A 13211-nucleotide genomic window follows, 5' to 3' on the forward strand; every position below is an offset into this window, starting at 1 on the left:
CCGCCACCCAAGGCCCCAAGGCCCCGGATGGGAGTCGGAGAGCACTTTGAGCGCCGAACGCAGGACGGATTCAACCGGTCGTCGCAACACCTCGATTTCGGAGGTAGCGATGGGCAGGCCAGCAGGTTGGATGAAAGTGGCGACGGGCAGGCCTGTCATGAAATCGCCGGGGAAGCCGTCATTAAGGCGGGATACCGAGCGGGCGTTCTGGCGTGAGATCGCGACGGGGTGTACGAGCGAGCGGGCGGCGATATTGGTTGGCGTGTCGCAGGCGGCCGGAACCCGCTGGTTCCGGGATCGTGGCGGCATGCCGACGTTCCTGCTTGCCCCGCTCAAAGGCCGGTACCTTTCGTTCGAAGAACGTGAGGAGATCGCGCTATTGAATGCGCAGGGCACCGGCGTGAGGAAAATCGCCCAGGAACTGAAGCGGAGCCCGTCAACGATTTCCAGGGAGCTGCGCCGGAACGCAGCTACTCGCGCTGGGAAGCTTGACTACCGTGCGTCGGTCGCGCAATGGAAGGCAGAACGGTTCGCCCAACGGCCGAAGACCGCCAAACTTGTAACGAATGAGCGGCTGCATCAGTACGTGCAGGACAAGCTTGCCGGTGTTGTCCGGGCGCCTGACGGTCGTATCGTCGCCGGCCCTGGTGCGCCTGAGTGGAAGGGCAGGAACAAGCCGCATCGGGGCGACCGCGAGTGGGTGACGGCGTGGAGTCCGGAGCAGATCTCGAACCGGCTCAAGGCCGATTTCCCGGATGATGAGTCCATGCGGATCTCCCATGAGGCGATTTACCAGGCGCTATATATTCAGGGCCGCGGAGCGCTCAAACGCGAACTCGTTCTGCACCTGCGCACGGGTCGTGCCCTGCGCGTACCAAGAGCCCGGTCGACGCGGCAGTCCTGGGCTCATGTCACTGAGGAGACGCTCATCAGCAAGCGCCCTCCTGAAGTCGCCGATCGCGCCGTTCCCGGGCACTGGGAAGGGGACTTGGTGATTGGTTTGCAGCGATCGGCGATCGGCACCCTGGTCGAGCGGACGACACGGTTCACGATGCTGATCCACCTACCCCGCGGAGAAGGCTACGGCGTCATCCCACGGACAAAGAACGGACCCGCACTGGCTGGCTACGGTGCCGTGACAATGGCAGACGCCCTCGCCAAGACGATAACGACGCTGCCCCATCAGCTGCGACAATCAGTGACCTGGGATCGCGGCAAGGAACTATCCGACCACGCCAGATTCACCGTCGACACCGGGGTTAGGGTCTACTTCGCTGACCCAAAGAGCCCGTGGCAGCGGGGCACGAACGAGAATACGAACGGTCTGCTGCGCCAATACTTCCCTAAGGGCACCGACCTGTCCCGATGGACCAACGATGATCTCGTGGCGATCGCGCACACCCTCAACACCAGGCCACGCAAAACGCTCGGCTGGAAGACTCCCGCCGAAGCACTCGACGAACAGCTACGATCAGTTCAACAACTCGGTGTTGCGACGACCGGTTGAATCCGTCCAGGTCCCGCACTGACCATGCCAGCGGTCCGATGACCTGCGTGGCCGTTTGAATGCGGGCCGCGCGCGGAGCCGGGTTATCGACCCCGTACAAGCCATCCGCTCCCGGAACGATGCCCAGGTCGGGACAGAACGCGGGGTGGGCCGCAGCGCGGTGATGGCCACGCATTTGCGCGGGCCACCGCAGAGATCCGGCGTAGTCGGTGCCCAAGCCGAGTGCCGAAATGCCGGCAGCGACGGCAGCGGGTTCTCCCCCGCTGGAGCCTCTCGCCGTCGCGCCTGGAAACCGGGGGTTGAGCGTCCGGCCCCCGACGGCGCTCTCAGTGACGGCCCGAACGCAAACTCGGGGCAGTTGGTTTTGCCGGTCACCACGGCGCCGGCTTCCTGCAGACGCCGCACGGCAATGGCAGTGGATGTGGCAACGTTTCCGGCGTAGGCGGCACTGCCGCCGGTCAGCTGCATACCTGACACGGCGATGAGGTCGTTGACGCTGAGTGGAACCCCGGCCAGCGGCCCGGGGTCCTCACCGCGGGCACGACGGCGGTCCACCTCCTTTTCGGCAACGGCAGCCCCGTCCCATCCTCCTGGATAAAAGATCGGGGGCTGCATCGGCCCGTGATCGCGACACCGCCATGACTTCCTCGGCGGAAGCCTCACCGGCGCGGACCGCAGAGGCGAGCGCGGTGGCGTCCCCAAAGGGCAGTTTTCCATTAACCGAATGTATCAAGGCGGGGTCCGCCGGAAGAAGGTCTACAAGCGTGCAGAACATTGTGGCCGCCTGTGCGCGGTGCAACCGCGCCAAGGGAAGAACATTTAACGCCCTCGTAAGTAATCCTTGAGCCCATCTATCAGCTGCTCCAGGCGCTCCGGACACACGTTGAAATTGACAGTGCGTCCCCGCCGGTGCCCCGCGGGGACATCCGCTTCTACCAAGCCCGCATCTTCAAGTCCTTGGAGCGTCCGGCGTGCGGTGTTGGGGTCGGTTCCAAGTTCACGCGCCAAGTCAGCTGCTCCAGTTGGTCCGTGGATGGAGAGGTGCCTCAGTATTGCGCGGGAGAACATCGTCCCAAATGACTCGATGGCCATCTCTACTTCCTTGGGCTGGGAGCTTGGGGGACGAATGTACCGGGGCATTCAGTCATTTTGTCACCTTCCTTTACTTGAGCAGCCATATTGCCAGAGACTACATTTAATGTTGTCTTAGGGTAATGTTAGAACCACCGGTAGACATCAATCAAAGGAGGTGACTGTTGACACATCCGATGGTTTGACAGGCCTCTTCGGTTAGATCCACGGGAAATGGCCTGCTGGTCCACCGATGGAACTTATCGGGTCAGCTGGTGTCAATAGCGAAGGTCCGAACTAGCTGGCACGCCCTGCGGCCGGTGCAACATGACGAACAACGCGACTGGTGGTTGGGGGAGTCACAAAGCGAATCGAGCGATGTCCGAACTTTTATGCGGGCGACATAAGCGTGCCGAGACGGGCGTCGAAGAACCGAACATTAGTGCGCTGGTCGTCAGTTCGATTCGGGTAGGCACAGATGAACCGAGCGCGATTCCGGTACGATCCTAGGGCTTCCCGTGAGTTCCAGGCACGGAGCGACACGTAACTGTGTGCCCGCGAACGCCATCAGCGCAACTGTCGGTGGCACACGGCAAGGTAGTAGTCAGCGCGGGAGCATCTGCGAGTAACAAACTAGAGAGGAACGGCATCAACGTGAGCAGCCTAGGGAATTTCGTATGGGGCATCGCCGACCAACTTCGAGGCGTTTACCGGCCCAACCAGTACGGCAACGTCATCTTGCCGATGACGATCCTGCGGCGCCTCGACTGCCAGATGGCCGCCTCGCGCGACCGCATGCGCGAACTGACTCAGAGCATCGAGAACCCGAACATGCTGGCGATGCGGGTGCTCAAAGAGTGCGGTCTCGGCTACTACAACACCAGCAAGTTCGACCTCGCGCGCATCGTCGCCGACCCGGACAGTCTGGCTGCGAACCTCACCGACTACATCAACGGCTTCTCGCCAAACATCGACGTCTTCGAGCGCTTCAAGTTCGAGAACGAGATTGCCACGCTTGCTGAGAAGAATCGCCTCATGCTCGTAGTGCGTCAGTTCTCCGAGGTCGACCTTCATCCCGACACGGTGCCGAATCCCGAGATGGGCGACCTGTTCGAGGAACTCATCCGCAAGTTCGCGGAGGCCTCGAACGAAGAGGCAGGTGAGCACTTCACGCCGCGCGACGCGATTCGGCTGATGGTCGAACTACTCTTCGCCGAGGACAGCGCGGCGCTAACCGAAGGCGCCTTCATCCGCACGATCTACGACCCCACCGCAGGCACTGGCGGCATGCTCTCGGTCGCCGAGGACCATTTTGTCGGCACGCCGGAAAAGCCCGGCCTCAACCCGGACGCACGCCTGGTGATGTTCGGGCAGGAGATCAACGATCAATCCTACGCCATCTGCAAGTCCGACATGATCGCCAAGGGCCAGGACGCCACCAATATCCGTCTCGGCGACACACTGGCAGAGGACAAGTTTGCGGACCGGACCTTCGACTACTGCATGTCGAATCCGCCCTACGGGATGGATTGGAAGGCTGCTTCCGACGCCGTTAGGGCAGAGCGTTCCGCCACCGGAGCCCACGGCCGTTTCGCTCCCGGCCTGCCAAAGATCGGTGACGGCCAGATGCTCTTTCTGACCCACCTGGCTCACAAGATGCGCCCGGTTCACGACGGCGGTGGTCGAGCCGGAATAGTCCTCAACGGCTCGCCTCTATTCAGCGGTGGCGCGGGCTCAGGCGAGTCCGAGATCCGCCGTTATCTGCTGGAAAACGACCTCGTCGAAGCCATAGTCGCTCTGCCGACAAACATGTTCTACAACACGGGCATCTCGACCTACATTTGGATTCTTGACAACGCCAAGCGACCCGAACGAGTCGGCAAAATCCAGTTGATAGACGGTTCCAATTTCTACAGCAAGATGCCCAAGAATCTTGGTGATAAGACCCGCGAGATCTCCGAGGTGGACCGCGCAAACATTCTGTCGATCTACGACGCCTTTAACGAACAAAAGCCGGACTTCGCCCAGTTCAGCCGCGTTTTCGACTGCACGGACTTCGGCTACTGGACGGTGACAGTTGAGAGGCCGCTGCGGCTCAACTTCTGTGGATCGCGCGCGCGGTCAGCAGGCGAGGGGGGTGGTGGGCCCGTTCCGATCGCTGGCGGTATCATGCGCGGGTATGAAGTCTTCGAAGCCCTCGGCGACGAAGTTTTTACCAATCGCGAGGCGTTCTTGGCCGCGCTGAAGGCCCAGGCCTCTGCCCGCGGCATCAAGTTCTCCGCGCCCGAGATTAAAACAATCTTGACCCTGCTCTCCGAGCGCGACGAAAGTGCTGATATCTGCACAGACCGCAAGGGCCTACCCGAGCCGGACACGACGCTGCGCTACACCGAGAATATTCCGTTTGGCTGGGCACCGCCGGGCGATGCGGGTGATTCCCGGCAGGGCGCAAGCAAGCGGGAAGCGGTGATCCGCGCGTATTTCGAAACGGAGATCACCGAACACGTCCCGGACGCCTGGATTGATCACACGAAGACCAAGACCGGCTACGAGATCCCCTTCGCACGCGTCTTTAGGCGGGACCCAGCCTCGTATGACATGGAGGCTGTTCAAGCACGATTTGCCGCCGACGAGAGCGAAGCCTGTGAACTGTCATCTGCCGTTGCCGACTTCGCGCGCCACTTCCGACAGATGGCCCAAGATCAAGGGTGGCCTGTCGTTCCGCTTCGCCGAGCGGCGAGAATCATCAACGGGGGCACTCCCTCCCCTGAGGCCCACAACTGGGACGGCTCTTTCCACTGGGCCACGCCTGTGGACATCAACAGGGGGGATGGCTTCATCCGGCGCACGGACCGGACCTTAACGGAGTTGGGGCTGGCTAGCTCGCGTCTTCTTCCGGCAGGGAACGTACTTATCAGTTCGCGCGCTCCAATCGGCAGTGTCGCGATGAACGAGGTCGACACCGCCTTTAATCAGGGATGCAAGGGCTTAGTGGTCCGCCCGCAGGTTGTCTCCAGCGCATGTCTGGCCTTTCAACTGATGGCGTCTAAAGGGCTCCTCGAATCGCTCGGCCAAGGGTCTACTTTCATGGAGATCAACGCGGACAAGTTGGCGTCTATCCCCGTGGTCGTGCCACCCGCGACGCTTCAAGAAACCATGGACTTCGCAGGCACTATCGCAAACTTCCATCGGGCACGTCGTCTCTTCGAATCCCTCACCGAGCAGGCTCGCCTTCGCCGACGGGGCATGGACATGCTCGTCGCACTCGCCGCGCCTGTCGATGAGCAGTTCACGTGAAAGTCACACGTTCAGACAGGTTATGCGCTCGGCGCGACGTCAGGGGTGATAACTGTTTCTGTACGCCAAGCCAGCGTCACATAGTGGATGGCGCCGGGCATCGACGACGTGGCGCTTCCGATGACACAGTCTGTCGTCGTCGCCCACTCCTGGCCCTCGAATGTCATTGTTCGCGCCGTTGGCCACGAGCTGATGAGGGTGGGATCAACCAGCAACTGCGCGAAGCGACCGGTGCCGACACGTCGCCCCGCCTGATGCAGAGGCCCTCCACCACGCCATTTCAGGTGAGCCGTCTCCGACAGACAGATCACCAGCAGGTCCGCACGGTCGGACTTGACCAAGTCGATGTCTTTCTCCAGTTGCGCACCGCCGAGATTCTTGGTCTTCCCCAACCATCCGCGAACCTTGAACTCCGCCCGGACGTACAGGCCGGCCGGTATGTCTCCGCCGCCAACTTTGGTGTCACTCTTCAGTTGTTCGTCTCGGTCACGAGGGAAGATCGTTACTCCAGACAGCAGAACCTTGGCATCACCTGCAATGCCCAGCGGATCTCCGTTTGGGTTCCATCCGATGAGGGTGCCGTCCTTGTCGAGCAGCACGTGCTGGACGCCGCCACCGTGATAGTTGATACCGATCCGCAGGTAGTACCGCGGGTCCCTCGCCTCGTGAAGCAGCGCAAACTCGACATAATGCTGCACGAACGACTCCGAGGATGTCGCCATCGGGTTGTCCGAGAGCAGGGTTTTGAGGGTCTCATGTACGGATTCGCGCAGGGACTTGGGCGGAATGATGGGCACCGGCTCTGCCTTTCGATTGAGATGGAGTTGAGAAAACAGACGCGAGTCAGTGTGTCGGCGACCGCTCACGATCGTGCATGAATGGGAGAATCTAACTAATGGCCACCTACAACGAGCACTCCTTTGAGACCGAGATCTGCGAGCACCTGGCTGCCAACGGCTGGCTGTACTCGACCGACTCCAAAGGCTACGACAAGGAGCGTGCGCTCTTTCCCGAGGACATCTTCGGTTGGCTCGATGACACCCAGCCCGATTCGCTCGCCAAGGTCGTTAAGGCCGGGGCGCCCGATGAGTCGAAGCAGAAGGCCAACCTGCTCGACCGCCTCGTCAAGGTGCTCGACACGCCCATTCCCAATGGCGGCGGCACCCTGCACGTCCTGCGCAACGGCTTCAAACAGGTTTCGGCCAAGTTTTACATGGCCCAGTTCAAACCGGAGACCACCCTCAACCAGAAGACCGTTGATGACTACAACAAGGTGCGCGTTCGGGTCGTGCGCCAGGTTTATTTCTCGACTGCCGACAAGCGCTCGGTCGACCTAGTGCTGTTCGTCAACGGCCTGCCAGTGACAACGCTGGAGTTGAAGACCGACTTCACCCAGTCGGTCAATGAGGCCATCGAGCAGTACAAGAAGACCCGCATGCCCAAGGACCCCGGCGGTCTCGAGCAGCCGCTGTTCGCATCCGGGCGCCGGGCACTGGTGCACTTCGCTGTCTCCAACGACGAGATCTGGATGACCACGAAGTTGGCCGGCGTCAAGACCCGCTTCTTGCCCTTCAACCTCGGCTTTGACGGCGGAGGCGGCAACCCGCCTGCGGCCAACGGCAAATCGGCAAGCGCCTACTTGTGGGAGAAGGTGCTGCACCGTGACGCCCTACTCGACATCCTCGGCAAGTTCATGCACACCGAGAACACGACGAAGTACGACCCGATCACGGGAAAGCCCGAGACACGCACGACGTTGCTGTTCCCGCGCTACCACCAGTGGGACGTCGTTACCTCGCTCGGCGATGCCGCCCGCACCGAGGGCCCCGGCCACCGCTACCTAATACAGCACTCAGCCGGGTCGGGCAAAACCAACTCCATCGCCTGGACCGCGCACCGGTTGGCGCGCCTGCACGACACGAAAAACGACAAGGTCTTCGACTCGGTCATTGTCATCACCGACCGCACTGTGCTTGATTACCAGTTGCAGGAGGCCATCCGTCAGATCGACGGCGGAACCGGTGTCGTGGTCGCCATCGACGACGACACAGTGGCCAAGTCCGGCCTCGGCTCGAAGTCGGCGCTACTGGCCAAGTCGCTGCTCGACGGGCGCCTGATCATCGTGGTGACGATCCAGACGTTCCCCTTCGTCATGGAGACCATCCGCAAGACCAAGGGCCTGGGAAGCAAGAAGTTCGCGGTCATTGCCGACGAAGCACACTCCTCGCAGACCGGCTCGACGGCGAACAAGTTGAAGGAGGTGCTCTCAGCCGAGGAGCGCTCCGCCATAGCCGACGGCGGAGGCTTTGATGTCGAGGCGGTCCTGGCCGCCGACGCCACGTCAAGGGCCAACAGTAAGCACATCTCCTACTTCGCCTTCACGGCCACGCCGAAGGCCAAGACGCTGGAGTTGTTCGGGCGCAAGCCCGGTGGCCCGTACGGCGAAGATCTGCCGCCCGTGCCCTACCACGTCTACACGATGAAGCAGGCCATCGAAGAGAAGTACATCCTGGACGTGCTGCCCGGCTACCAGACCTACGCCACGGCGTTCCAGATCGCCGTCAGGGCCACCAACGGTAAGGTGACGGCTGCTGGCGACGGCCAGGAGCCTCAGGCCAACGTCGAACTGGTCGACGAATCGGCCGCGGTCAAGGGCCTGATGAAGTGGGTAAAGTTGCATCCCACGAACGTCAGCCAGAAGGTCCGAATCATTGTGGAGCACTTCCGCTCCAACGTCGAGGGACTGCTGGATGGCCACGCCAAGGCAATGGTCGTTACTGACAGCCGCAAGGCCGCGGTGCGCTACAAGATCGCCATCGACAAGTACATCGCCGATAACGGCTATGCCATGAAGACGCTCGTCGCGTTCTCGGGTGAGGTCGAGGACATCGAGTCGGGACCAGACAAGTTCACCGAGTCGAATATGAACCCCGGTCTGGGGGGTCAGGATCTGCGCACAGCCTTCGCTGGAGACGACTACAAGGTCATGCTCGTGGCCAACAAGTTCCAGACCGGCTTCGACCAGCCGCTGCTGTGCGCGATGTACGTCGACAAGCAGTTGTCCGGCGTCACCGCCGTGCAGACGCTCTCGCGGCTCAACCGCGTCTACACGACGCCCGCCGGGACCGAGAAGGCCCAGCCGTTCATCCTCGACTTCGTCAACGACCCCGAGGAGATCCGCCGGTCCTTCGAGCCGTACTACACCGATGTGTTCCTGGAGACCGCCACGGACCCGAATCTGGTCCATGACGTCTCGGCCAAGTTGGACCAGGCAGCCATCTTCACCGACGCCGAGGTCGACGCTGTCGCCCACGTCTGGGTCAAGGGCGGCAAGGGTGCTCATAACGCCCTGAATGCAGCCATGGCCCCGGCCAAGCAGCGTTTCAAAACAGCCTACGCGGGCGCGTTGCAGGCAGGAGGCGGCACGGGCGACAAGGCCGCCATCGACGAACTCAACATGTTCCGCAAGGACGTCGCGACGTTCGTGCGCCTCTACGACTTCATGAGCCAGGTCGTCGACTACGCCGACCCGGAACTGGAAAAGCGCGCGATCTTCTTGCGCCTACTGGAGCGGCTCATCCGCGACACCAACTGGAGCAGCGACGTCGACCTGGGCGACGTGTCGCTCGTGAACATCAAGCAGGTCGACACCGGCAGGCATGAGCTCTGCCTGGGCGAGAACGTCGGTCTGTCCGGTCTGACGGCCGCGGGCTCCGGCATGAAGAAGGACCCGGTCCTGATCGCTATGGAGGCTGTCATCAAACGACTCAACGAGTTGTTCGGCGACGAGGAGTTCTCGGCGGGCGCAAAGGTCTCCTTCTTGGAGATGGCATTGCGCGCGATGCTAGAGAACGAGGTGCTGTTCACCCAGGCTGCGGTAAACACGAACAAGCAGTTCGTCGAAAGTCCCGACCTGAAGCCTGAACTGCTGGGCTCGGTCTCGGACAGCTACGGCGCGAACAAGAAGATCACCGACTACTTCTTCAGCGACGGGACCGGCGTGGACGCCCTGGTCGCGAGTCTCGGCACCGCCTTCTGGCAAGAAGTGCACCGTCGGGTCGAGGCTGGACGGGGATTCGGGGAGTGATGTCCGGCCATGAAGTCGAACAGACTGTCGGTGATCGCTTCTACCGTCAGGAGCATCAACCCGGCACTAACGATCAGGAGCATGTGACATGACCAAGAAAGGCTTTCTGACCTTCCACTCAACGACGACATGGCTCACGCAAGGAGGAGTGACCTCTGTTGTACTGCCGGGGCGGCGCTGCGCGTGAACTCAACAATGTTCGGTCCAGTGACCGACTCAGCCGAAATCTGTATCGAGTCAGGAGCCTGCAATAGTCTGCGCTCCCTCTCTGTATCCACTGTCGCAACGACCTCATCAATGACCAGGCAGCTGGTTGCGGCCTGCATAAGCAACTGAGGATCGTGTGTGCCAAGAACAATGGCAGTACCGGTGTCCGCTCGATCCCGGATGCGCTGGTCGAAGATCATGGCCTGACAAGGTCCTGCTCAACAATCCGTATACCTGGCCCAGTGAAGCGAAGTCGGTTCGTCGTAATGACCTCTACCTCGACCACGGCGTCAGCGGCGCCCACGCCCGTCGCCCTCAGTTCGACAAAGTGCTCGGGGCGGGGTCCAGGCAAATGACACGCTAATCGTCACGACACTTGATCGGCTTGGTCGCTCGACGTCGAACATGCTTGCCCACGCTAATTAACGGAGGGCGCAGAAGGTGGACTTTCGGGTCCTGAACCTCGGTGGCGGGAACGTCGACACGGGCACCCCAATGGGTTCTATGGTCTTCACCGCCATGTCATCCCTCGCCCAGATGGAGCTCGAGATCAAACGAGAACGCGTCAACGATTCGAACACCAAGCGACGGGACGCCGCCATGGACCTCGGCGGCCGACGCCCCGTCTTATCCGAAAGCCAAATTGCCAACGCCCGCCGGCTGATCGAGCAAGGACAACCGGTATTCCGCGTTGCCCGCGATCTCGGTATGTCCCGAACCTATGCGGGCCTCAAGTACACAGCCGTGGCCAGCATCTGCACGGAACCCGTTGCTAGACTCGCGCGGCACGTTGATCGACCGGCTTACGGGCAGAAGGAAGTTATAAGGCAACCGGCCTCCTTTAGGCCCGGTGCGTCCTTTCAGTGAGGCGCGCCTTGAGTGGGTTGCGGTTCGGCGTGGAACGATTGGCAACGCCCGTGACTTTCTTCATCACCCTGCGGTTTCCCCTGTCCCTTGACCGTCTAAGTACTAGATACGTCTCCCGAGCCTCGGCTTCCTATCGGGAAAGTGTATGAACGAAACGTTTGAACATGGTTCAGGTAATCATCGAGTCGTTTGTCAACAGCAGGGCCACCCGCAAAGATCTCTTCCGCTATCGCGTCGAATGCCGATCCCACGTCTGAGTCCAGATCACGCACCTGTTCACGGAGTTCCTTCATGACCAATCGTGTTACCGCCTCAAGCGCTTGTCGGCGGGCTGTATATGGCGCTTCTTCGGGAGACGCATCGGGGTTCAACAGCACTAGCAGATTGAACGCTTCCCCCCATCCCACGCCTAGGCGGAGGTGGGACATCTCCCCCAACACCCGGTTCAGCGAGGCTAGGCGCCGCCACCCAGCGCGTTCCAGCCACCGGGTGGGGGTCGAATTCTCTTCAAGGCCGACAGCCTGCTGGGGTTTCAGTCTCCAAACCCTCATTCTGGCGGTTTGTTCTAGAACGACGCGCAGCGTCGCCATAGCGCGCATGTCGTCCTCGAGCCAGAGCCAATAGGACCCCCGGAGCGCGTCCGACACTGCTGCTGCTGCTGCATGGATCGGACTGTCCAAGGGAAGCCAGGACGCCAAAACCGCTGCCATTTCACTGGTTATAAGCGGCGGGGTTTCGCTTCCAGCTAGGTTGTCCTGCGTGAGGGGACCCACCCTCTCGGATTCCATTAGAAAGGCTGCCGCAGCGTTCCTAATGGATCTGGACCGGTAGTTGGTGAAGCAAAGTTCCATCAACTCCCCGTTGTTGTAGGCCCGACCGGCGGGTCTTTCCCCGCGGCAGACTGCTTCAAAGTTAGCAGCGGCCCGGTGAATCTGGACTGCGGCGGAACCCTGAATCAACAAAAGATTGACTGGCCACCAAGTACCCGGCCTAGGCGAAACACCAATTCGCTCGATGGAAGGAATGTTTTCTACTAGGGCCCGCGCAATGCTCGGTTTCCCGTTTTCCTGCAACAGGGTAGCGATACAGAGTGTAAGTTGCTGAGTTGCAAGCACCAAGGCATCTGCAACCACTCTCAGCGCAGGACGCGCATCAACTTTCGTATCGATAAACCCACCGTTGGCCCAATCCAAGACGTCTACGTGCGCCCGAGCGTGGATGATATTGTGCAGGCCCTGCATGACCTCCTCAGGGAGTATTTCCCGTCCGTCGATGAGCAGGTCGGTCTGGCCAAAGCGGTATCGATCGAATGGTCGTTTTTTCCAGACCCTACCCACGAAATTTGCCGTTGACTCCTTTGGGTGTTGATGTAGGTCGATTTGGAAGGCTCGGTTTAGGGTCCAGCGCTCGAGTTGGCTTCTCGCGATAACGGCGGCTCCGACTAACTGACCGGAGAGGAGAAGTCGCACGGATTGCTGAATACTGTCGAGTCCCCACTGGAGCTGGTCCGCCCATTCACCGGAGTGACTAGATGGGTGTCGGTCACGATTGTAGCCAGATTGGCGGAGTCCAATGTAGAGCAGACTTAGGTGTCTCAGCGGCGTCCAGCATTCCACAAGGTACTCGGCTGGGAGACGTGCGGTAGCCACCATACGAACGTTATGGTTGGCGATAAGTCGTTGTCGAATCCACAAGTGCCCGTCGACTTCTGTCGCCGCAAGGAAGTCCATAATCGTGGGCCCAAGCGTCATCCCACGATCCTGCGCGAACCAACCTTCGGCCATCCTCCTCTTCTCCACAGAAAGGTGAGGAAGCCCTGCCTCCCGTCGCTCACGCTTGGCTCTGCTCTGTCTCCCCATTACAACGACCTCTGCTCGTAAATATGGCCGCCGGAGGGCACCGGAGTCAGTTTACCTACCCACCGGGATCAAGTCGGGCCACGAGTGCCGGAGTGAATTCGTATTCTTTCACTGCGTCTCAATAGATTTATTGAGGTCCTCTCACAGAGACCTTCTTAGGGGAACGTGGCTCCCTCATACAACCAGGATTCAGAAGCGGGAAGATGAGCGCGCTGCGGTGGGTGCTAGGTAGCGAGTGGGACTTCCTCGGCACCTGATCCGCCGTCCGTAAGCCTATCCACTTGCGGGCTGCCCGTGCGCCAAATAACGCTGCTGA

The 13211-nt window shown here is 60.8% G+C and carries 7 protein-coding genes and 1 pseudogene; 4 read left to right on the forward strand and 4 right to left on the reverse strand.

Features of this window, described 5'->3' with window-relative positions:
- Nucleotides 1–130: 130 nt before the first annotated feature.
- Complete coding sequence (locus AC5RU7_RS12245; protein ID WP_494052517.1) at nt 131–1507, forward strand: IS30 family transposase; 1377 nt, start codon at nt 131–133, stop codon at nt 1505–1507.
- Here the strand turns inward: AC5RU7_RS12245 and AC5RU7_RS12250 are convergent.
- A pseudogene (locus AC5RU7_RS12250) lies at nt 1404–2224 on the reverse strand (amidase family protein). The gene AC5RU7_RS12245 and the pseudogene AC5RU7_RS12250 overlap by 104 nt on opposite strands.
- 102 nt (nt 2225–2326) lie before the next feature.
- The gene (locus tag AC5RU7_RS12255) at nt 2327–2647 is read right to left on the reverse strand and encodes a helix-turn-helix domain-containing protein (protein ID WP_494052449.1); all 321 of its coding nucleotides are present in this window, start codon (nt 2645–2647) and stop codon (nt 2327–2329) included.
- Between the two features lie 585 nt (nt 2648–3232).
- On the opposite strand from AC5RU7_RS12255, the gene AC5RU7_RS12260 reads away from it, so the two are divergent.
- Nucleotides 3233–5875, forward strand: a complete 2643-nt coding sequence (locus tag AC5RU7_RS12260; RefSeq protein ID WP_494052450.1) for an N-6 DNA methylase — start codon at nt 3233–3235, stop codon at nt 5873–5875.
- Nucleotides 5876–5895: 20 nt separating this feature from the next.
- On the opposite strand, the gene AC5RU7_RS12265 is transcribed toward AC5RU7_RS12260, so the two are convergent.
- Nucleotides 5896–6672 (reverse strand): hypothetical protein, encoded by a 777-nt coding sequence (locus AC5RU7_RS12265; protein ID WP_494052451.1) that lies wholly within the window; start codon nt 6670–6672, stop codon nt 5896–5898.
- 98 nt (nt 6673–6770) lie between these two features.
- Here AC5RU7_RS12265 and AC5RU7_RS12270 point away from each other — a divergent pair, with 98 nt between their 5' ends.
- Nucleotides 6771–9962: a type I restriction endonuclease subunit R gene (locus AC5RU7_RS12270; protein ID WP_494052452.1), complete on the forward strand. Its 3192-nt coding sequence runs from the start codon at nt 6771–6773 to the stop codon at nt 9960–9962.
- A 648-nt stretch (nt 9963–10610) separates the two neighbouring features.
- Nucleotides 10611–11036 (forward strand): helix-turn-helix domain-containing protein, encoded by a 426-nt coding sequence (locus AC5RU7_RS12275; protein WP_494052453.1) that lies wholly within the window; start codon nt 10611–10613, stop codon nt 11034–11036.
- Between the two features lie 95 nt (nt 11037–11131).
- On the opposite strand, the gene AC5RU7_RS12280 is transcribed toward AC5RU7_RS12275, so the two are convergent.
- A complete protein-coding gene (locus tag AC5RU7_RS12280; RefSeq protein ID WP_494052454.1) occupies nt 11132–12505 on the reverse strand; it encodes a hypothetical protein in 1374 nt (457 codons plus the stop codon).
- Nucleotides 12506–13211 lie beyond the last annotated feature (706 nt).

This window comes from Arthrobacter sp. K410C (assembly GCF_059090105.1).